Origin of the sequence: Nonomuraea marmarensis (assembly GCF_043197025.1) — a bacterium.
GTDB lineage: Bacteria > Actinomycetota > Actinomycetes > Streptosporangiales > Streptosporangiaceae > Nonomuraea > Nonomuraea marmarensis.
The window spans coordinates 17018-37653 of the sequence record NZ_JBICRM010000007.1 but is presented as its reverse complement, the minus strand read 5'-3'; the positions used below and the strand labels follow the sequence as shown (position 1 = coordinate 37653).

The 20636-nt window shown below is 69.6% G+C and carries 20 protein-coding genes and 2 pseudogenes; 6 read left to right on the top strand and 16 right to left on the bottom strand.

All coding sequences use genetic code 11. The features are described from left to right. Positions 1 to 25 precede the first annotated feature (25 nt). From ACFLIM_RS13175 to ACFLIM_RS13160, 4 genes are all read right to left on the bottom strand, one after another. Complete coding sequence (locus tag ACFLIM_RS13175; protein WP_393164915.1) at positions 26 to 2146, bottom strand: NACHT domain-containing protein; 2121 nt, start codon at positions 2144 to 2146, stop codon at positions 26 to 28. A gap of 82 nt (positions 2147 to 2228) precedes the next feature. Further along, a complete protein-coding gene (locus ACFLIM_RS13170) occupies positions 2229 to 3578 on the bottom strand; it encodes a YcaO-like family protein (RefSeq protein ID WP_393164913.1) in 1350 nt (449 codons plus the stop codon). Continuing rightward, a complete protein-coding gene (locus ACFLIM_RS13165; RefSeq protein ID WP_393164911.1) occupies positions 3565 to 3690 on the bottom strand; it encodes a hypothetical protein in 126 nt (41 codons plus the stop codon). Before ACFLIM_RS13165 ends, ACFLIM_RS13170 begins: the two co-directional genes overlap by 14 nt. A gap of 782 nt (positions 3691 to 4472) precedes the next feature. Beyond that, the gene (locus tag ACFLIM_RS13160) at positions 4473 to 5411 is read right to left on the bottom strand and encodes a cyclase family protein (protein WP_393164910.1); all 939 of its coding nucleotides are present in this window, start codon (positions 5409 to 5411) and stop codon (positions 4473 to 4475) included. Between the two features lie 264 nt (positions 5412 to 5675). Between ACFLIM_RS13160 and ACFLIM_RS13155 the strand changes: the two are divergent. Further along, positions 5676 to 6260: pseudogene (locus tag ACFLIM_RS13155) on the top strand (transposase family protein); the annotation flags it as partial. 1 nt (position 6261) lies between these two features. After that, positions 6262 to 6354 (top strand): annotated as a pseudogene (locus tag ACFLIM_RS13150) (IS5/IS1182 family transposase); the annotation flags it as partial. Positions 6355 to 6426: 72 nt separating this feature from the next. Here ACFLIM_RS13150 and ACFLIM_RS13145 read toward each other — a convergent pair. The 5 genes from ACFLIM_RS13145 to ACFLIM_RS13125 form a co-directional block, all read right to left on the bottom strand. Beyond that, positions 6427 to 6594: a response regulator transcription factor gene (locus tag ACFLIM_RS13145; protein WP_393164908.1), complete on the bottom strand. Its 168-nt coding sequence runs from the start codon at positions 6592 to 6594 to the stop codon at positions 6427 to 6429. After that, a complete protein-coding gene (locus ACFLIM_RS13140; RefSeq protein ID WP_393164906.1) occupies positions 6567 to 6866 on the bottom strand; it encodes a response regulator in 300 nt (99 codons plus the stop codon). The genes ACFLIM_RS13145 and ACFLIM_RS13140 overlap by 28 nt, the downstream gene beginning before the upstream one ends. A 97-nt stretch (positions 6867 to 6963) precedes the next feature. Further along, positions 6964 to 7614 (bottom strand): hypothetical protein, encoded by a 651-nt coding sequence (locus ACFLIM_RS13135; protein ID WP_393164904.1) that lies wholly within the window; start codon positions 7612 to 7614, stop codon positions 6964 to 6966. Positions 7615 to 7732: 118 nt separating this feature from the next. Next, complete coding sequence (locus tag ACFLIM_RS13130) at positions 7733 to 9004, bottom strand: hypothetical protein (RefSeq protein WP_393164902.1); 1272 nt, start codon at positions 9002 to 9004, stop codon at positions 7733 to 7735. After that, positions 9001 to 10095, bottom strand: a complete 1095-nt coding sequence (locus tag ACFLIM_RS13125) for a ThiF family adenylyltransferase (protein WP_393164901.1) — start codon at positions 10093 to 10095, stop codon at positions 9001 to 9003. Before ACFLIM_RS13125 ends, ACFLIM_RS13130 begins: the two co-directional genes overlap by 4 nt. 368 nt (positions 10096 to 10463) lie before the next feature. On the opposite strand from ACFLIM_RS13125, the gene ACFLIM_RS13120 reads away from it, so the two are divergent. From ACFLIM_RS13120 to ACFLIM_RS13110, 3 genes are all read left to right on the top strand, one after another. Then, positions 10464 to 11009, top strand: coding sequence for a phospholipase domain-containing protein (locus tag ACFLIM_RS13120; protein ID WP_393164899.1), 546 nt, complete (start codon positions 10464 to 10466; stop codon positions 11007 to 11009). Positions 11010 to 11217: 208 nt separating this feature from the next. Next, positions 11218 to 12390, top strand: coding sequence for a globin domain-containing protein (locus ACFLIM_RS13115; RefSeq protein ID WP_393164897.1), 1173 nt, complete (start codon positions 11218 to 11220; stop codon positions 12388 to 12390). Further along, positions 12387 to 13235, top strand: a complete 849-nt coding sequence (locus tag ACFLIM_RS13110; protein WP_393164895.1) for a DivIVA domain-containing protein — start codon at positions 12387 to 12389, stop codon at positions 13233 to 13235. The genes ACFLIM_RS13115 and ACFLIM_RS13110 overlap by 4 nt, the downstream gene beginning before the upstream one ends. On the opposite strand, the gene ACFLIM_RS13105 is transcribed toward ACFLIM_RS13110, so the two are convergent. Genes ACFLIM_RS13105 through ACFLIM_RS13075 form a run of 7 tightly spaced genes read right to left on the bottom strand, consistent with a single transcriptional unit; the run spans position 13229 to position 19615 of the window. Then, complete coding sequence (locus ACFLIM_RS13105; RefSeq protein ID WP_393164893.1) at positions 13229 to 14419, bottom strand: ABC transporter permease; 1191 nt, start codon at positions 14417 to 14419, stop codon at positions 13229 to 13231. The two genes, ACFLIM_RS13110 and ACFLIM_RS13105, sit on opposite strands and share 7 nt — an antisense overlap. Next, on the bottom strand, positions 14416 to 15081 hold the full coding sequence (locus ACFLIM_RS13100; RefSeq protein ID WP_393164891.1) for an ABC transporter ATP-binding protein: 666 nt from the start codon (positions 15079 to 15081) through the stop codon (positions 14416 to 14418). Before ACFLIM_RS13100 ends, ACFLIM_RS13105 begins: the two co-directional genes overlap by 4 nt. Further along, positions 15078 to 16175, bottom strand: coding sequence for an efflux RND transporter periplasmic adaptor subunit (locus tag ACFLIM_RS13095; RefSeq protein WP_393164889.1), 1098 nt, complete (start codon positions 16173 to 16175; stop codon positions 15078 to 15080). Before ACFLIM_RS13095 ends, ACFLIM_RS13100 begins: the two co-directional genes overlap by 4 nt. Beyond that, positions 16172 to 16690, bottom strand: a complete 519-nt coding sequence (locus ACFLIM_RS13090) for a hypothetical protein (RefSeq protein WP_393164887.1) — start codon at positions 16688 to 16690, stop codon at positions 16172 to 16174. Before ACFLIM_RS13090 ends, ACFLIM_RS13095 begins: the two co-directional genes overlap by 4 nt. Beyond that, positions 16687 to 17460: an ABC transporter permease gene (locus ACFLIM_RS13085; protein WP_393164886.1), complete on the bottom strand. Its 774-nt coding sequence runs from the start codon at positions 17458 to 17460 to the stop codon at positions 16687 to 16689. The genes ACFLIM_RS13090 and ACFLIM_RS13085 overlap by 4 nt, the downstream gene beginning before the upstream one ends. After that, positions 17457 to 18350, bottom strand: a complete 894-nt coding sequence (locus tag ACFLIM_RS13080) for an ATP-binding cassette domain-containing protein (RefSeq protein WP_393164884.1) — start codon at positions 18348 to 18350, stop codon at positions 17457 to 17459. Before ACFLIM_RS13080 ends, ACFLIM_RS13085 begins: the two co-directional genes overlap by 4 nt. Further along, positions 18347 to 19615, bottom strand: coding sequence for a MinD/ParA family ATP-binding protein (locus ACFLIM_RS13075; protein ID WP_393164882.1), 1269 nt, complete (start codon positions 19613 to 19615; stop codon positions 18347 to 18349). Before ACFLIM_RS13075 ends, ACFLIM_RS13080 begins: the two co-directional genes overlap by 4 nt. A 539-nt stretch (positions 19616 to 20154) precedes the next feature. Here ACFLIM_RS13075 and ACFLIM_RS13070 point away from each other — a divergent pair. After that, the gene (locus tag ACFLIM_RS13070) at positions 20155 to 20532 is read left to right on the top strand and encodes a hypothetical protein (RefSeq protein WP_393164880.1); all 378 of its coding nucleotides are present in this window, start codon (positions 20155 to 20157) and stop codon (positions 20530 to 20532) included. The last annotated feature ends 104 nt before the right edge of the window (positions 20533 to 20636 follow it).

Sequence of the window (20636 nt, the reverse complement as noted above, 5' to 3'; positions counted from 1 at the left end):
CTGACCCGGCAGGTCAGGCGCCTTCTCATGGATGCCGTGACTCCTCGGGCGTCACCTGCCGCCCGCGGGCGAGATGCTGCTGCAGCTCGATGTGCCGGAACTGGTAGTACGGCCCTTCTGCGCGAAGCAGGCCCAGGCGGTGGGCGTCGTCCAGGAAGTCCATGGCCCGCAGGGGCAGCCTCCCGCGGGTGGCCAGGCGGGGCACCGTCAGTTTGTAGGCCAGCCAGGCGTGGTGGCTGCCCAGCATGAGTCCGAACAGCAGTCCCAGCAACAGCCCGCCCACGATCGCCACGCTCCAGGGAAGCTGTGCCTGCAGCCCGATGGCCCCGGCCATGAGACCGACCACGAGCCCGCTGATGATCCGGATGACGGTCAGGTTCCTGTCGGCCCGCCAGGTCGAGCGCGGGGATCTCGCGGTCGCGGCGGTGGTGGGGCGCTCGACCCAGCGGATCAGGCTGAGCACGACGACGAACCCGATGCCGGACAGCAGGCCGATGTTCCTCGCGCCCACAGATCCGGCTCCGATCGGGCTGGCCATGAGCCAGCCGATAAGAGCTCCCAGGGCTCCGACGATCAGCCCGTCCCTGAGGACGCGCAGGAGCTCGGAGAGCCTGCCGCGGAGCTTGAAGTCGGCGTGGCCCGGCGACTCGGTGAACCAGGATCCGATCATGATCACGACCACGAGCCCGGACAGCAGGCCGATCCCCGCGCCGGCGAGGGGCATCCCGGTCAGCAGGGTGAAGGCCAGCCCGACCACGACGCCGATCGCGATGCCGGCCCATACCCGCACCGGGCGGGTGGGCGTGTAGCGGGCGAGATGCCACCACGCCATGTCGCGCGGGTCCTCCGCGCTGCGCGTGAGCTGGTGGGACAGGTACGTGAGCCAGCGGCCGACCTGCTCCGGGCTCCACGCGTGTTGCGGCCGGAAGGGCTGGGCCGGGCCGTCGGCGGGCGGGCGCGCGCTCACCAGGGCGGGGATGAGCTGGTCGCACAGATGGTCGTGCAGCTCGGCCGCGCTGCCGCGCCCGAGCTCCAGCAGCGGCGTCGGATTCACGCGCGGCGCGATATAGGTGGCGCGGACCAGCCAGAGCCCCAGAGAGGTCGAGGTGACCTCGGACAGGGCGGGGGCGGCGCCCGTGCGCAGCGCGTCCAGGACGCGGGACCAGGCGGGGTGGGGCACGGGGGGAAGGCACGCCCGCAGGTAGTCGGACGCGGCGGCGGGGGACATGGGCTGCGGCTCGATGACCGCCGTCGCCGTGAGGACGTCGCCGATCTCCTGGACGGACTCGGCGAACTGCTCCGTGCGGCAGGTGAGGATGAGCTGGTCGGTCTCGCACATCGACCGGATCAGCGCGGCGAGCATGTCCACGCGGGCGCGGCCGGGCAACTCGTCCAGGCCGTCGACGACGGGCAGCACCTCGCCGCGCGCCACGAGCGTCTCCGGGATGTCGGGGCCGAGGCCCTCCGCGCGCAGCGCGGGATAGTCCATCGCCAGGCTCGCGGCCAGCCAGTCCTGCAGCCGCGGATGTGCGCGGTCGTCCCAGCGCGCGGCCGACAGCAGCACCGGGACGGGCTCTTCCGGCTGGCGTGTGCGCAGCAGTTCGAGCAGCAGCTGCACTGCCAGGGTCGTCTTCCCGGTGCCCGGCCCGCCCAGGATGACCAGCCGGCGGCAGCGCAGGGCGCGGAAGTTGTGTGCCATGTCCGCGATGTGCACGTCCAAGCCGGGGAAGGCCACAGTGCCCTTGGCGATGATCTCGGGATGGTCGGCGAGCTCGCGGTGCTCGGTCGAGCGCCAGGGCAGCGGCATGGGCTCGGGATCGCACAGCGAGCGCAGGACCGTCTCGTCGCGCCACTGCTGGGTCACCAGTCCGGCGAGGATGTCCTTCGCGGCGCCGATGTCGGCGGACGTGGGCGCGGGTGCGGGCGCGCCGCGTTTGCGCCACCAGGACAGGAACTGCACCAGGCCGTTGCCCAGCGCCATCGCGCTGCCCGCCGCCGCCACGACCGAGGCGGTTCCGACCGTTATCCCCGTGCCCCCCTGCAATCGCTGGGCCACGACCAGGAACACGGTGGCCAGGGCCAGCAGCAAAACGCCCAGCGCCACCGAAACTCTGGTCTTGCGATTCTGCTGGTATCGTGCAGACATAAGACTGTTATGCCCGTATTTAATATCAGAATGGGACTGAAACTCCACATGTAAGGTCGATAAAACGGAAAAACCGGCTACCTCATTGATGGGACCGCCAATCGGGTGGCATCGATTCGGAAACTTTCCCGGCCGCGGCCGCCTGCCCTCTGCGGCTGGGGAGGACGAGGTTGCCGTCGGTGACCAGCATGAACCGCTCCAGGGCCGGCACGATCACGTGCACGGCGGTGACCCCGCCGGGGAGGGCGCACACCGTACGGTGGTAGGCCGTGTGGCCCCGCGCGGCCAGCATCGCGGTCACCTTGCGCAACTGGCCGCCGGGAGGCCCGGCCGCCTCGGCGGCCTGCGGGAAAGGGACCAGGCGCGCTTCGCGCAGGAGGCCGGTGAGGTCGAATCGCCCGCACGCGCGCAGCGCGGGGTGCGCCGCCAGCCCGGCCAGATCACCGCGTGCGGGGGCTCCGGAGCGCGACAGGCCCTCGCCGAGGGTGACCTGGACGAGCTCGGTGAGGGCGCGCCAGGCGGCGTAGGCCGGGCTCAGCGAGGTCCCGGCGCCACGCCGGTGCGGATGGCGGGAGGTGGGGGCCGTGTACGCCAGCATGGTCGGCACCCCGACGTCACTGGTGATGTCCAGCAGGTGCACCGGTGATCCGGTCAGCCTTCCCGCCGTCTCGTACGCCCGTGCGTGGCCGTGCGGAAGCGTCTCCGGATCGATCAGCCTGGGCCGGAAGCCGCCCCTGCTCAGGAAGGCCCGCACCAGGAGCAGGGACAGGGCGTCCCGCTCGATTGCCTCGTTGAGAGCGTGCAGCAGTGCCTCGGCGGCGGTGACGCCGGTGGCCGAGCCGCTGTTGCAGCTGTAGCGCATCAGGTGGGCGTAGTCGCAGTCGTCCCCGGCCAGCTCGCGCAGCCGCGCGCCGCCGGTCTCGACGTACCAGGGGGCGGACAGGAACAGCGGCACCAGCGCCTCCCGTCCTCCGCCGAGAGGGCGATAAGGCAGGCAGGCCATCCGCCGGCCGGGCATCCGGGCCAGCAGCAGCGCGCAGGCGTCCGCGCGCAGCGGCCCCGCGGCGATCCCGGCGGGCGGGGCCGGTTCCACGTCGGCGGGGTCGAACCCGGCCGGGCCGGTGAGGTAGTGCTCGAGGGCCTCGAACAGCGCGCCCACGCGGGCCTCCGCCGGGCGCCCCTTGCCCATCCCGCACGCGAGCGGCGAGGCGTCCGCCGCGCCGCCGAGCAGCCCGCACCACCAGGCGGTCGGATCGCGGCCCCCGCCCGCGTCCAGGAGCTCCGCCCGCAGGCCCAGCGCGGCCAGTGCCGCCGCCGCCCGCTGTCCGGCCTCGTCCACCGGCACCGCCCGCTCCACCTCACAGAACGCCCGGCCGGCCCCCTCCGCGCCGCCCCATGCCCGATGATCCTGACGCGGCCTACTGCTCGCCATCGTCGGTCATCGCGGAGAGCAGGCCCTCCAGCCGGTCGAGTTCGGCCTGAGTCAGGTGCTGCGTCCGTCGGTCCAGCGACTCGACCGAGCGGAAGTCCACGACATTTCCCATGAGCCTCCCCCTTCGTTTCGCCATTAATTGTAGCCCCGCCTCGACAAAACCCTAGAAAAGCTGACTTGGTGCTATTTAATGACATATTTACATATTCAGGGGCTTGGCTGGGAGCAGCAGTGAACCTTTCCCGGTGAGCCTTGATCACGCTGGTAGCCCCGGGCGTGCCTCGCCTCCAGGCCGCAGACATGAGTGAAGCCCCTGGCGGTCGCCGCCGGGGAAGCGTGGCGGGCCCGCCGGGTGCTTCCCCACCCGGCGCCTGGTCCGCAAACTAGCATTGTAGAACGGATGTTCTAGCTCCCGAGGGTCGTGGGCGGCCTCGGTGGACAGTCGCGGGGCTTGTCAGTCCCGGGGGCACTGTCACTCACGTTTGCCCAGGTCAGGGGCGGTTGAGTGACAGAGCCCTCGCGGCGGCACTCACGCTGTCACCCCGGTTTTCCAGGTCAGGTGCGGTGTCAGCAATCGGCCGCTACCGGGCGTGCGAACCGCAAATCGAACCACTGCTCAGCGCCGTCCGACGAGTCGAACAGCTCGACGAACGCCACACGATCACGAGCCTGCGACTCGCGCAGCACGAGCCGCTCGGTACTGATCGGGGCGGGCGGCCAGACGGCGGATCCAACATCAGGCCGGCCGGCAGCTATCGCTCGCTGCAACACCCCGCCTTGAGGCGCTCGTGCCGCCTGGTTCCCGACCAGCACGGCGTGTCCTCACCGACCACGACCGTGTTCCGGGTGTGGGCCGGACCCTTCATGGCGTCGCACCCCCCTCGTGAACCGCGGTCAGAATGTGGCGATCGGGTTGACCGGGCTGCCGGACGTACCGGCGAAGCGGACCGGCGCGACTGCGAGGTGGAAGTCCCACTGGCCGAGCTCGGCAGCCGTCGTCGCGCACACCTCCAGATCGCAGTTGTCGAGCATCCACAGACCCATCGCAACGAGGCTCACGGCGTGAACCGGCATCAATACGTCTTCGTACCCCGACGGCTGAACGTCCTGGGGGGTGTCAGCGCCGATCAGCGCGACCTCCCGTTCATGCAGCCACGGCAGGCAGGACGCGTGCCAGCCGGCCTGCGTGAAACCGCTGGCCTCACCGGCCTCGTGCCGGACGCGGCCATAGCCGGTCCGCAGGAGTACCGCATCGCCGGATCGCACCCGCACACCCTGGCGACGCTCGGCCTCCTCGAGATCGTCGGGAAACACACCCTGCCCCGGCTCCAACCACGGCACATCGCGGACCCTCGCAATGTCCAGCAGGACACCACGCGTGATGATCCCGTTCGCCGCCGCCGTGACGGCCGCCCACGCCGATCCCGTTGCGGCGTCGACCAACGAGTGCGACCGCCCGTTGTACATCGTGCCGTCCCAGAAGATGTGGCACGGCGAGTCGACGTGGGTGAGGGTGTTGCCGTGGAACGTGATGCCGAGCCGCTCGGACGAAAAGCCCCAGCGCCGGTCGGCGTGGAATGCGGGCACCGGCATGTTCTCGGCACCCGGCATGTCAGCGGCGCACGGGCACGTCGTCGTCGACCGCTCCATGTCTTCCGGTACGGCAACCTCCCATGCGCACGACACGCTCCTGCCATGGCGCACGGCGCGCGCCGCCGCCAGCCGGACGTCGTCGGTGATGTGGTTCAGAGTGCCGAGCTCGTCGTCGTCGCCCCACCGTCCCCAGTTCGACAGCGTGTTGAAGTACCCGAGCACGTCGTCCTGTGTGGGCATCGGTCGCCCTGCCGTCATCCCAGCATCGACTCCTCCGGTCACGCGGTTCGAGGCACCGCAGGCACGATATCCCGCCCTCTCCCTTGACATGACCTCGCCGGGGCCGGAGAGACGGTGTGAGCAACCTCGATCCAACCCCCGGCGAGGCCCATGTCAATCCTCATCCGCCTCGGCGATCTCACCACCCGTTACGCGCAGAACTTCTGGATAGGCGCTTAGAACTGGTCTTTGCAAAGAGATCAAGTTCAAGCGAGAGGCTTCACTTTGTCGTCCAGTATCACCTATACCGCCGTGCTCGACGTCCGCCGGGAGACCGTGCTGCACCTGTCGCACCTGTCGCACCTGCTGCGGCAGCGCCGCCAGAGGGTCGGCACGCGCAGGAACCGGCGAGCATTGGGGTGCTTCAAACAGGCCGTCATGGTGCTCCGCTGGTTTCTGGATGGCACTCGCCTCAAGCAGCTGACCAGGGATAACAACATTGGTAGATCGACGGCCTATCGGCTGCTGCATGAGGGCATCGACGTCCTGGCCGCGCGGGCGCCAGATCTGAAGACCGCGCTGGAGCGCGCGGCCAAGGACGGTCTGAGGCATCTCAATCTTGACGGCACACTGATCCACACCGACAGAATCTCCACCCCCGGGCCCAACGGCGCCGACCTGTACTGGTCGGGCAAGCACAAACACCACGGCGGCAACGTCCAGGTCATCTCCGCGCCGGACGGCTGGCCGATCTGGGTGTCGGCGGTCCGGCCGGGGCGTGAGCACGACCTGACCTGCGCCCGTACCCATGGCCTGGTGGAAGCCCTGTCGCTCGCCACCACCCAGACCGCTCTGATCACGCTCACCGACCCTGCGCCGAGTCAGCCTCGACCCGATCCGGATCATCCAGATCGCCGCCGCAGCCCTCGTCCTGCTTCAACTGGAGTACGGACGGACCGTGTAAGGCAATCACGTACCGCCATGAGCAGTTACAGGGAAAGGTTCAGTGAGTCCACGATCGCGCGCAGCGCGGCGATCAGGACAGCAGGCCGCGTTCCAGTGCCGCCATCACCGCGGCCGTGCGATCGGAGACGCCGAGCTTCTTGAAAGAGCGGAGCAGATACGTCTTGACGGTCGCCTCGCCGATGAACAGTTCGACGCCGATTTCGGCGTTGGTCAGGCCGCGGCCGACCAGGCGGAGCACGTCACACAGGTGGTCACGATGACGACTTTGCTGCCGGGCACCTGGCGCAGGATGTGCTCGGTGGCCGAGACACCGTCCATGGCCCCCATGCGCAGGTCCAGCAGGATGATGTCCGGGCGGAGCGCCCCGGCCTGGACGACCGCCTCCTCCCCGGAGCCGGCCTCGCCGACGACGGTGATGCCGTCGGCGGACTCCAGCATGGCGATGAGGCCCTCCCGGACCACTGGATGATCGTCGGCCAGCAGGACCTTGATCGGACTTCCCTCAGCCACTCGCCGCCTCCTTGATCGTGCGATCAGGGCGGCCTCGCGCGCGCGGCCGATCCGTCGCCCGGCTCGCTCAAGCGAGCTACGGGACGCGGCCGGGCGGTCACTCGTCCGGCTTGAAGGTGAAGCTGGTGGGCGGGCTGAAGGACGGGTCCGGCACCCCGTACACCAGCGAGATCTGCTCGTGCGGCCTGATCGCGATGGCGGCGGGGTCGCCGGTGACCGGCTTGCCGTCGACCTCGGCGGTCAGGGTCCTGCCGTTGCCGGTCTTGAGGGCGCCGATCTGGCCGGCGGACAGCGTGACCCCCCACTGCTTGAAGATCTGGCCGAGGGTGAAGACGTCGCCCTTGGCGTGCGATTCGACGTGGATGACGCCGCGGTCGTCGTGGGTGTGCACGGGTGACATGTCGTCGCCGTCGATGCCGATGTCGGCGGGGACCTCCACCTCCTCACCGTCGACGAAGATGGTGAGGTGGGCGTGGTAGTGCTCGGCGTGGCCCATCGGCCCCGCGGTCAGCCCGGCAGTCCTGATGCCGGGCACCGGGTCGGCCGGGATGGGCCACGGCGGCGTGCCGCCGTCCGCCGGCCGTACGGATTGAGCCTGCGCGTACTGGTAGGCGCCGATGCCGGCGGCGGCGAGCGCGATGACGGCGATCCCGGCGATCAGCGACCGGCGGCGCCCGTTCCGATGCTCTCGCGTGACCTCCGCGGGCTCCGCGAGCCCCTGGTCTTCTTGAATCACCTCTGGGGACATGGGCCCATCATGAACGAGAAATCAGACCCGGGGACGGGGCTCGCGCAGGCAGGATGTGGCCGTCATTATCGGTCACCGCGACGGGGCCTCGCCGGGACCGGTGGGGACGGCATCCGGGTCAGGCGGTTCCCCGCCGGCCGATCCAGTGGAACCAGCGCGGGTGCGTGCGTATGAAGGTCATCACGAAGAGCGCTTGGATGCTGCCCTCGATGAGGATCAGCAGGCCCGAGTCAAGCGCCGGCAGCACCGGCCCGCCGGTGAGGGCGTTCGTGACCGCGGAGAGCGCGCGCAGCACCGCGACGATCGCGATCGGCGCGGTGAACAGGGCGAAGCCACCGAGGCTGACGGCCGCTCCGATGACGAGAAACACCGCGTAGACCCGGGTCGCCCGCCGCTCGTGCGGCGCGAGATCGGCCGTCGGATCCTCCTGCCGCGAGGGCCGCCGCCGCAGTGCTGCCCAGGCCTTCGCCCGCAGGTACCTGGCGAAGGCCAGCCCGTCCTCGAAGAGGTTGCGGGTACGCAGCAGGTCCCGAAGGACGTAGTACAGATCGGTGCGCATGTAGACCTGCATCTGGAACGGGATGGTCATGAGCACCGCCACGACCATCGCCTGGAGCACAGCCGTGGCCAGGGGCGGCAGAGACGCGTAAGCGACCAGGAGGGTGACGGCGGCCATGAGGAACAGGTCCCACGCCAGCCCGGCGAGATAGACCCGGTAGCGGGAGCGTCTGGACACCCCCCACACGCCGGTGACGTCGGTCTGGACGACGAGGTTGTGCAGCCGGGTGCCGAACCCGATGCGTCCCGGCACGCCCAGCGAGCGGGCCGCCGTCAGGTGCATCAGCTCGTGCATGCTCATGGCCATCGACATCAGCACGGTGTTGACCAGCACCGTCAGGCCTACGTACTCGCCCCAGAAGAAGTCCTCGTAGTGCGGCAGCAGGCTGGGCCGTACGGCGAGGGTGACCAGCGCCGCCGCCACGGTCGCCAGCCACGCGAGCTTCATCGGCCGGCTGAACAGCCAGCCCACGTGCCGCTCGGTCAGCCAGGGAAAGTGGCTGCGCGGGGTGCCGGCCGCGGGATCCGGCACCGGGCGCCCGTCGACCGAGCGTACGAAACCCAGCTCCGTCACGGCCTCGACCAACTCGGCGACGTCGATCTCCACGCCCTGCTCCGCCACCACGCGCTCCTCCGCCGAGCCGACCGAATGGCCCTCGCTCAGCAGCCGGATCGCCTCCCCGTACACCGCAGGCAGCTCCACATACTCCCCGATCTCCGCACGGCCGACGATCACGACGTCCGGATCGTCGTCGTCGGAGCGGGCGATCAGCCGGTGCAAGCCGACGCGGCTCTCGGCTGTGATCAGTACGGTGGGCGTGGCGTCGGTCATGGCGTCGCGGTTCCGCAGGCGGGGCAGTCGTCGTAGCGGGGGATGTCGATGAAGTAGGAGTGGTCCCACATGCCGTAGTTCCAGTGGAAGATGCGGCCGCGCGCCTGAGCGGGCAGGCCACCCAGGTGGTACAGCACCTCCAGGGCGCACAGGTGGCCACTGATGTTGGCGCTGGCCGCGATCACGGCGTTCGGCCGGTCTGCGGTGAGCGGGCGGCCGTGCGCGTTGAGCTCGCGCTGGTCCTCCTGGCGGCGCAGGCAGGCCCAGCATCCGGTCTCGCGCGGGATCAGCGACCCGACGACGGCCATCGGACCGGTGTAGAAGCTGACGAACCAGGGCGTGCCGGTACGCAGCGCCGCGTCGTTGGTCCAGAACATGATGTCCGGGTGGGGTTCGTCCGCGCAGAGCACGAACACGTCACACCCGTCCATCAGCTCGGCGATGTCGCCGGACGCTCCCGCCTTGACGGTGGCGCCGGTCACCTCGACCAGGCTGTTCATGGCGCGTAGCCGTTCGACCGCACTGTCGATCTTCGGGCGGCCGAGGTCCGCCTCGCTGTAGAGGAGCTGGCGCGTCAGATTGGGTTCCTCCACGGTGTCGAAGTCGGCGATGCGCAGCGCCCCGATGCCGCTGGAGACCAGCCCGGCCGCCACTGCCGAACCCGTGCCCCCGATGCCGAGCAGGCAGACCCTGGCGTCCTTGATTCTGGCCTGGACCTCGTACGGCGAGCTGCGCGGGATGGAGTCGATCCAGGAGAAGAAGTGCCTGGCCGGCTCGTAGCGGGCGGCTTCACGCTCGGTGAGCGTGCCAGGAATTGGGGCGCCGGCGTCCTCCGCGAACCCGTTGTCGATCAAGCCCGCGATGACATCACGAGCGTCCTGCTCGTCGACGTCGGGATGCGTCTCGGCGAAGGCCGCGCAGATCTCGTCGATCGTGCGAGTGCCGTCCATGAGAACGATGAGCCTGGCGATCGAGCCGTCCTCATCGTCCTGGATCTCGGAGGAGATGCCCTGCTGCATGAGGCCGATGATGATGCGGTCGCCCGGCATGGCCAGGGGCTGGTGGACACTCTTGATGCGAGGAAAGCGCACGGCGGCCTTTCACGTAGGACCCGGGGACATGGGGAGGCCGGCCAGGCATCGCCTGACCGGCCGGCGGCCCTATCGGTCAGCCACCTTCGCGAAGGACGGTGGTCTCGACCTTCTCCAGCCGCTTGATCTGCAGCTTGATCTTCTTGGTCGGCTTGCTCGTCTCGGCTGTCTGGTCCTGCTTCTGCATACTGCCTCCGGTGGTTACGAGGCCGCGATGCGACGGGCTGCGCACCTGATCGGGGATCTTAACCAGGGGAGTCGGGAGACGTAAGAGTGGATTACACGCACTCCGCGTGATATGCGTCTTGGTCTGTCCTGCTATTCACCGCATCGCTCGTTCCAGCTTCGCGACGCGCGGCGGTCGTTTCGTGTTGTGGCACGCCGCCACCAAGCGGTGGGTGATGGTGGTCTGGTCCGACGCGGGCGGCAACGGCGTCAACGTCTACACCTCGCCGAACCTGTTCGACTGGACGTTCCAGAGCAGGTTCGCGGCGAGCTGGTTGTTCGAGTGCCCGGATCTGTTCGAGCTCGCGGTGGACGGTGACAAGAAACGGACGAAGTGGGTGCTCACCGACGCGAGCGGCGGCTCCTTCTACGCCGCGCAGGTCTTCAACGACATGCCCGACGGCCGCGTGGTGCAGATGGCCTGGATGGGCGGGAACCAGGGCGCCACCTGGACGGGGAACGCCAGCTTCCCGGCCGTGCTCGGCCTGCGCATCGCGCCCGAAGCCTACGGCGATGCCGGCGACGAGCGGACCTTCACCCTCAAGCCGGGCCACGTCAAGCACGTGACCTGGCACGCCAAGGACCAGCACGGCTGGTACGACCTGCGGGTCACCTGCCAGGAGGACGAGTCGTTCCTGCGTCGCCTCATGGGCCACATCGAGAATGGCGAGCCGAGCGTCACCGGCTGAGCCACGGAGTGAAGCAGCGCCCCAGCGGAGACCGCCGGGGCGCTGACTTGCGGCTTGACCTGGACGGATAAAGGACGTCAGCCGCGTTGCCCCGCTCACCGATCACGGCCGGAAGACCCGCATGAGCGCCCTCATCAAAGAGAGATAACCTGACTTACCAGGATAATGGACATCAGAAGCGGCCCTGTCTTAGAATCGCTCGGAGAACATGTTTCTCGAGGTGCGCAGCGCTGCTGGGGGGGCCTTGTTGGGCTTTCAGCGACTCAAGGACAACTTCGAGCTGGTCGCCAAGTACGGGGATGGCGTGCCGTTGTATCTGTTCTCCGACATGTTTCTGCGGGCGCCGCAGCTGCGGGAAATGTTTCCGGTGAACATGAGGAGCCAGCGCGACCGGCTCATGAGCACGCTCTTGTTCGCCGTGCAGAATTCCGCGAATCTGCCGGAGATCACTTCCTACCTGCACCAGCTCGCCCGCAGCCACCGCAAGTTCGGCACCGAGCCCGAGCACTACGCCCAGTGGAGCGCGAGCGTGGTGAACACCATGCGGCGTTTCTCCGGGAGCGCCTGGAACGAAGGGCTCGAGCGTGAGTGGCGCGAGTTCCTGGTCACCCTGTCGCAGGTGCTCGTCGACGGCGCGCGGCAGGACTCGAGCACCAGGCCGCCGCACTGGTCCGCGGAGGTGATCAGTCACGAGCGCAGGGCGATCGACACCGCGGTGATCCGGTTGCTGGTCGACGAGCCCTTCCCGTACGTTCCCGGCCAGTCGGCACCCATCGAGGTCAGGAAATGGCCGAACACGTGGCGCTATTATTCAATGGCGAATGTGCCGAGGCAGGACAACACCATTGAAATTCAGGTAAAAGGCGATGGGGCGGTCAGCCAGGCCCTCGTCCGAGAGATGCATGAGGGCGATATCGTCAAACTCGGCGCGCCCGTCGGAACTCTCACGCTCAATCCGAATACCGAGCGAAACATCCTGCTCATCGCGGGCGGCACGGGATTCGCTCCGATCAAGGCAATTCTGGAGCACGTGATCAGGTTGCCGGTGCCGCCGTGGGTTTCCCTGTTCGTCGGCGCGCGCGAACCCGACGGGCTTTACGACCTCGACATCGTCCGCGCCTGGGCCGAGAGATATTCCTGGCTCAACGTCAGGCTCGCCCTGTCCGAGATCGGCGACCCGGACGTCGCCGCCTCCGGGACGGTGGGCGAGGTCGTCAGCCGCTACGGGCGATGGGGCGGCTACGACGCGTACGTGTGCGGGCCGCCGGCCATGGTCGAGAGCACGGTGAGCATGCTGCGCGAGAACGGGTTCAGCGACAATCGCATACGCCTGGAGAGGTTCGCGAGCGCGGTCACTCCAACACAGAGGTTCGCCATATGAATGACTCGGTGCAGCACTTCCACAACGAATTCCACGTCAACGGCGACGCGATCAACCTCACTGGCGACCTCACCGGTGACGGCGAGGCGGAGGCCGAGGGCTGGCACGAGCCCGGTGACGCGGGGGACGGATCCTGGGAGGAGCCGCAGTGGGACGAGCCGCGCAAGGCGGCCGAGCCCTCGTCGTTCGGGCGCTCCGCTGACCGGCTGACGCCCGGGCAACTGCGCTCCGTGGTCTTCAGACGCGCTCCGCTGGGCAAGCGAGGGCTGGACGAGCACCAGGTCAACAGCCTGCTGGACCGGGTCGAGGAGGAGCTGACCCGGCTGACGCAGGAGAAGAACGCGCTCGCGGGCGAGCTCGAGCTCCTGCGCGGGTACGTCACCGACGCCGCGCCGGCCGCGCTGCCACCGCAGCAGGAGCAGGAGGCGGAGGGGACGGCGCCGGTCGGCCGCGGGAGCGGGCTGATCCGCGTGGAGCCCGCGGGCGCCGCCGAGTCGCAGGCGGTGGCGGGCCGGATGCATGAGGCGCACGTGTACGCGGCGAGCCTGCTGTCACAGGCCCAGCAAACCGCCGACCAGTACATCCAGGACGCCCAGCGATACAGCCGCGAGCTGGTCGAGGACGCTCGCAGAAGGCGGCACGAGCTGCTGTCGACGGCGAACTCGGAGCATGGGGCACCGGGCGAGGAGTCATGGGAGCGCGAGGCCGCCCGGCTGCGCGCCGCCAGCCGTGAATACCGCGGCAAGCTGCGCGACTACTTCGAGCTGCTGCTGATGAACCTCGACGAGTGGGAAACGGCCGAGGGCGCCGCCGACCCCCCGCCGTCGGACGAGACGCCTCACTGACCGCTGAGTGCGACGGTCGGCGGAACCCGCGCCGCCCTGAGCGCCGGGTAGAGGCCGGCCAGCGCGCCGATCAGGATCGTCGTGCCCAGCGCTGCGCCGAGCGCCCACGCCGGCACCACGGCGGGCAGGGAGTTGAGGCCCGCGTAGACGAAGGTGGCCAGCGCGCCGAGCAGCACCCCGGCGCCCCCGCCGAAGGCGGACAGCAGCACGGCCTCGACCAGGAACTGGCTGCGCACCTGCCCCCTGGTGGCGCCGAACGACCTGCGCAGCCCGATCTCCCTGCGCCGCTCGAGGACGGCGACCACCATGGTGTTGGCCACACCCACCGCACCGACGAACAGGGCGACCGCGCCCAGGCCGAGCATCAACCCGGTGAACGCCCCCGCCGCCGCGGTCTTCGCCTTGAGCGCGTCGGACGGCCTGCTGACCTTGGCCTCGTTCGGGTTCTCCGGGCTCACCGTGCGGGCCAGCACCGCGCGGACGCTTTCGACGGCCTCGTCCGCCGAACGCTCGTAGACGGTGGTGGGGTGGCCGTCGTGGTTCAGGTAGTCCTTCGCGGCGGGGAAGCCGACTAGCGCGGACCGCTCGATCTCCGCGGCCAGCGGCATCCTGTCCAGGATGCCGATGACGGTGAACCACCTGTTGCCGATCCAGACCTGCACATCGGGGGCGGTCAGGCCGAGCCGGTCCGCCGCCACCGCGCCCAGCACCACCACGGGCTGTCTTTCGGTGGCCGCGTTGAGCCAGGTGCCGGCCCGGATCCTGCCATCGACGGTGTCGATGAGGTCGAGGCTGGTGGCCTGTACCGTGATGCCGAGCGAGACGCCGCTGGGGATGAGGTCGTTGCGTCGCACGGTGACGCCCGTCTCGCCGGTCTGGCCGGCGTCCGTGACGCCGTCGATCCGCCTGACCATGGCCGCGGCGGCCTTGGGCAGTTTTACCTTGTCGCCGAAGAGGCTGTCACCCGGCTCCACGCGCAGCAGATTGGTGCCGAGCGCGTCGAGCTGGCGCAGCAGTTGCTCCTGGCTGGAGGCCGAGATGCCGACGACCGTGACCATGGTGGCGATCCCGATCGAGATGCCGAGAGCGGCGAGGATCGCGCGCATCGGCCTGGCCCGCAGCCCCGAGGTGCCGAGCCGGGCCAGGTCCGCCGGCCGCAGCCGGGCCGGGCGCAGTGCCGTCATGAGACCTCTGACCTGACCAGACCGTCGCGGACCCGCACCCGGCGCGGGCACGCCATCGCCACCTCGGAGTCGTGGGTGATGATCACGATGGTGATCCCCGCCGCGTTCAGCCTCCGGAACAACGAGATGACCTCGGTGCCCGCCTCGGAGTCGAGGTTGCCCGTCGGCTCGTCGGCCAGCAGCAGCGGCGGTTCGCCGGCGACCGCCCGCGCGACGGCGACCCGCTGCATCTGCCCGCCGGACAACTGGTGCGGCCGGTGCTCCAGACGGTGGCCCAAGCCGACCCGCTCGAGTGCCGCCGCCGCCTTCTCGCGCCGCTGCCTCCTGGACAGGCCGGAGTAGAGCAGGCCGTCGGCGACGTTGTCGAGCGCGGACGAGCCGGGGGACAGGTGGAACTGCTGGAAGACGAACCCGATGTAGCGGGCGCGCAGCGCCGACAGCTCGCTGTCCGACAGCCTGCCCACGTCATGACCGGCCACGCGTACCGTCCCGGAGGTCGGCCGGTCGAGGGTGCCCGCGATCTGCAGCAGGGTCGACTTGCCCGAGCCGGACGGGCCGACGACGGAGACCATCTCCCCGCCGCGGATGACCAGGTCCACGTTGCGCAGGGCCTGCACCTTGCCGTAGCTCTTGCTCACTCCGCGGATCTCCAGGATTTTCATCGGCCCGACACCGAGACCCGCACGCCCTCGGCGAGTCCGGTGCCGCTCACCTCGACCCGGCCGTTGCCGAAGGCGCCGGTCTTCACCGGGATCCGCGTGGGCCTTCCCTGCTCGACGACCTCCACCCCGTACCCGCCCTCGGGCAGCGCGAGCAGGGCCTCCACCGGCACGGTGAGGACGCTCTCGGCCCGCCGGCGTTCCAGCTCGACGGTCACCGGCGCCTCGTCCAGGGAGCCGAGCGACTTGGCCGAGACCTTGATCTCCACCTCCACGGTGGCGCCGCTCTCCTGGTTGTCCGACCGCTTGACGGCCTTGGCCACCTTCGCTATCCGGGAGATCTTGCCGCCGGCCGTCTTACCGCCGGCCAGCTTGACGGTGACCTTTTTGCCGACCTTGGCGATGTCCTGCCTGTCGGCGTCGAGGTCGATGCGCACCAGCCTGTCGGTCGCGGTGACCTCGAGGATGGGTCGTTGCGCCGCGATCTGGTCGCCCACCTCGACGCTCGCCTCGCTCACCCGTACCTCATCCGGCAGGAAGACGATGTCCGCGGGTGACACCGCGCCGTCGCGCTCCATTCCCCGGTCCTTCTGCCATTCGCGAACGGCCCGCCGCGTCGCGTCAGTGAAGCGGGTATCGACCGTCACGCCCTTCCGGTAGCCGAGGGCGCGCAGGTTGCGCTCGAGCTGCTCGACGTCCGGGCCCCGCTTGACCCCTTCTTCGAGGGTCCGGTACGAGGGCAGCTTGCCGTACAGCAGGATCCGCGGCCGGCGGTCGATGTGGTAGAGCGCCTTACCGCGCTTGATGATCTTGCCTTCGGCCGGGAGGCTGGTGATCGTGCCCCCCGAGCCGGCCTTGATCGTGCGGTTGCCGGCGTACGTGAGCGTGCCGTCGATGCTCTCCTTGTCGACCAGGTCGCCGCGGGTGACCTCCTCGGTGGCCGTGGAGACCGTGCGTGGGGTCGGCGTGCTGTCCGCCCGCGCGCGCGGGCCGGCGTCGAAGAGCGCGGCCGAGGCGTGGATGCCGCCGGCGGTGACCGCGCTGCCGGCGGCCGCGGTGCCCAGCGCGGCGAGGACTCCTTTGAGCCGGCCGTTCACTGCGCACCCCCTTGGCCCTGCAGCTGCTGCGCGCACTTCTCGGCGGCCTGCTGCAACTTCGGATCGTTGGGGTTGAGGTTGGGGTTCTCCTGGGGCGGGTCCGGCACGTCGAAGCCCTGCTCCCGCATGCACCTGGCGACCTGGACCAGCTGGTCGCGTATCTTCGGGTCGTCGAGCGGGTTGGGGATCTGCGACGCGTACTCCTCGCAGGCCTTCGCCGCCTTCTCGAGCGTGGCCTGGTCGCCCTCGTACTTCCAGGTCTTCTCCTCGGGGGAGCCGGGGTCGGGCACGTCGATGCCGTTCTGGCGCATGCACTGGGTGAGTTTGACCATCGCGTCGTTCGGATCGACCGAGGCCGCCGCGGACGCCTTGGGGGCGAGCGCCGCCTTGGCCGTGGCGGCCGGGGTGCCCGCGATGGCGATGGCGATGGGGTGGCGCTCGTCCCGCTGGGCGCAGCCGGCCAGGACCGCCAGCCCGAGGAGCGCGGCCGCGAGCGTGGCGAGGACCCTGGTCACGGGCGGCCGTCCCAGTCGAAGGTGCGCCTGGTCAGCACGTTCACCACCACGGCCGCCACGAGCAGCCCGGCCACGGCGGGCAAGGTCTCGGACAGCCACCCCAGGGAGGCATGGAAGATGAAGTCGTTGAGCTGGGCGAGCGGGTTGTAGTTGGTGATCTCGTAGAACCACGGCGCCACTCCCTTCCACCCCTCGCGGGGGACGCCCAGGCCGCTTCCTGCGAACAGCAGGAAGAAGCAGAGCGGCGCCGCCACCCGGGCGCCGGCGGGCGGCATCCGCATGCCCCCGAGCAGCAGCCCGGTGCTGAATGTGCAGTAGGTGACGATCAGCGCCGCGCCCGCCAGGCTCAGCGGATGCCACGAGCGCGGCGGTCCGTAGATGAGGAACGTGACGGCGGCGAACAGCGCCACCGAGGCGATGACCAGCACGCCGGCGGCGACCGCGTGGGCCACGACATAGGAGCCCGCCCGCGTGGGCGTGCGGCGCAGGGACCTGAGCATCCCGCGGTCGCGCAGGTCCGCGACGTGGGTGGTGAGCACCATGATCCCGACCGACGCGGCGACCGTGCCCGCCATCTCCGGCAGTAACCGGTCGATGACCCGGACCCCCGGCATGGCGCCGAACTCCAGCGTGGGAAAGGAGAAACCGATGAACAACATCAACAGGAGCAGGACCGCGAACGGCAGGACGACCGCGGACAGGAGCGCGACCGGGGAGCGTACGAGCAGCATCAGCTCGACGCGGACCATCGCCCACAGGGCCCCGTTCATCTCCCGCTCTCCAGAGCCGCGGGTTCGGGGACGGCGGCCAGGGTGAGATAGGCGTCTCTGAGCGTGGGAGGGCGGATCGACCAGATCCGGTCGCCGCTCATGGGCGACAACTCCTGGATCGCCGCCTCCAGCGCCGGCCGCGAGCCGTACAGGTAGGTCGAGCTGGCATAGGGCAGGACGCGTACGTCGCTCGGCCGGCCGACCTTCATGTGCGACGGCACCCGCAGCACGAAGACCGAGCCGAGCAGCCGGATCAGCCGCGACGGCGAGCCCTCCGCGAGCACCCGCCCCCGGCGCAGCAGCACGACCCGGTCGGCCAGCTTCTCGGCCTGGGCCAGGTCGTCGAGAGTGACGCACACCCCGCCGTAGCCGTCGCGCAGCTCGCTGATCGTCTGCTCGATGCGCTGCCTGCTGCCCGGCTTGAGCCCGGTCGTCGGCTCGTCCAGCAGGACGAGTTCGGGATTGCCGGCCAGGGCCAGCGCGATCATGGCCCGCCTGCGCTGGCCCTCGGTGAGGGCCTTGAAGCGCCTGGGCAGCAGCGGCGCCAGATCGAGCAGGTCGATCAGGCGCGGGGGCAGGCCGCGCGTGCCGTACAGGCGCGCGAACAGGGAGATGCCCTCGGCCACCTTCATCCGATCGGGCAGGCTCTCGTCGCGCAGGCTCACGGCCAGGCCCGGAGGGAGCGGGTCGCCGGGTCCGATCATGCGGCCGAGGATCTCGATGCTGCCCGAGTCGGGCTCCGCGCCGCCGGCCAGGCACTCGATCAGGGTGGTCTTGCCGCTGCCCGGCGGGCCCACCACGCAGACGATCTCGCCGCTCTCCACGGTGAAGGACACCTCTTCCAGCGCCTGCGCCTTGCTGAGGTCGGTGACGTCGAGCAACGGCGTCATGCGCCCGCTCGCCGGCTGAAGCGGTCGGCGATGGTGGCGCCCACCTCCAGGTAGGTGTCGCGCGTCGCCGCGCGCAGGAGGTCGAGGTCGACTTCCGAGCCCTGCTCCAGGTGGGGGTCGAAGGGAATGCCGAGCACGGCGCGGCAGCGCTTGGCGAAGTGCCCCTTGAGCTCTTCGAGGTTGACCGGGTTCTTGCGGGTGTTCTTGACCGCGGACAGGACCACGACGGCGTCTCTGGCCAGATTCTGATGGCCGTGGGCCTGCAGCCAGTCGAGGGTCGCGGACGCCGACCTGGCCCCGTCGACGGTGACCGGACTGACCAGGACGATCTGGTCGGCCATGGCCAGGATCGCGCTCATCGCCGAGTGCAGCATGCCGGTGCCGCAGTCGGTGATCGAGATGGAGTAGAACTGCTCCAGGATCTGGGCGACGGCACGGTAGTCCTCGGCGTTGAAGGCCTCGGAGATCGCGGGGTCGCGGTCGGATGCCAGCACTTCCAGCCGCGAGGGCGCCTGGGAGGTGTAGGAGCGCACGTCGGCGTAGCGCCAGATGCCGCCCCGGTCGTTGAGCAGGTGGCGGACGGTGGCGGGTGACTCCAGCCGGAGCTTCTCCGACAGGGTGCCGCGGTCGGGGTTGGCGTCGACCGCGATGACCCGGTCGCCCCGCTGGTGGGCGAGCGTGGAGCCGAGTCCGATGGTGGTCGTGGTCTTGCCCACGCCGCCTTTGAGGCTCATGACGGCGATCCTGAAGTGGCCTGCGGCGACAGGTTGCCTGATGCGCTCGATCAGCTCCTGGCGGTGGCGCTCGGCCTTGGAGTCCTGCGGGCGCACGAGGCCGCCGGTCAGCGTGTACACGACTTTGCGCCAGCCGGCCGACGGTGGCCTCGTACGAGTGCGTAGCAACCGCTCGGGACGCAGGCTTTCGGACGACATCCCGGCCGCGGCCGGCTCGGGGGCCGACTGCTGTTGACCGGGCGGTGACGCCGCCGGCTCCCACGAGGGCTGGTTCTCCCGCGGGAGGAGGGAGATCTCCGGCGGGTGACCAGGCGGCGGGAAGACGCGCACCGGCCGGGTGGGCGGCGGTGCGGCCTCGGCCGGCTCGGGGACGCCCGGCTCGGGTTCGCCGCTCCGCCATCCGGTCTCGTCGCCGTCAGGAGGGTTCCCGGGGGCCGGCCAGGTGGTGGGGGCGGGCGGGTTCCACCTCTCGAAGTGCCCTTGAGCCGGAGCAGGAGGCTCGGATCCGGCCCTGTCCTGCTGCCACCACAACCCGGACGGCGGTGGCGGCGGTGGCTTGTCGACGGCCGGTGCGCCGGTCGACCTGTTGGGGGGCGGAAACCGGATGGTACGCGTCAGATCCGGATCCGCGATTGGTTCCCCGTTTACCCCGCTCTTGTGCTGCTCGTCCGCATTCCCCTGAGACTGTTCATCCGGCCCGCCGTGCATGCCTCACCCGTCCGCACTCTGTGCGCATCAACTGCTCGCAGGACATTCCACGAATAACAACGCACATGCGCACTTGTCAAGACTGAAAGAAGATTAGTGGATTTTGGTACTAAAGGGATAAATGTCCGTTTTGTCCGTATTCTTAACCGTCGTGTCGAGATTTGGTTTGTGTAGCCCCCTTTGCGGGGAGTGCAGAATTCATCGCGGGGCTACTTCGCAATTGTTCTGAGACATTTGGCCCCTGGAGAGTGCCTCGGTGGCTCCCTTACGCTTTCGTCCATCTCAGAGAGGAAAGGTTAATGGCTCACAACAACGAGTTAATCCCGGGTATGCCAGGGACTGTCCGAGCCGTCCAGATTTTCATGTGGATCAGTGTGGTGCTCGGCATCATCCTGCTGGCGATCGGGGCGCTGAGCCTCGTCGCCGTCAGCGCTCTTTCGGGCGACCCGGAGATCGACGCCGCCTCCGCGGCGCTGCCCCCGATGGGGGTGATGTGGGTGCTGATGCTGATCTCGGCCGCCCTGGTGGTGGCGCAGCTGATCCTGGTGATCAGGATCCCCCGCCGGCAGGCCGGCACGCGTACCGCGATTATCTGGCTCTTCGTCGTCTCCGCCGCCGTCGGCGTCGTCGCCGCCGTACTGACCACCGACTACGTGTCCAACGGGATCTCCCTGCTGCTGTCCGTGCTGCTCGTCGGCCTGCTCCTGACCGACGGCGCCAAGCGGTACTTCGCCAGCTGACCGCCCGCCCGAGGGCTGCCGGCGGCGTCGAGTTCGGGCATCGCGCTCCACAGGTGGCCGCGCACGCGATCCTGGCCAGCGTGGCACCGTCGCCGACGAGGCGG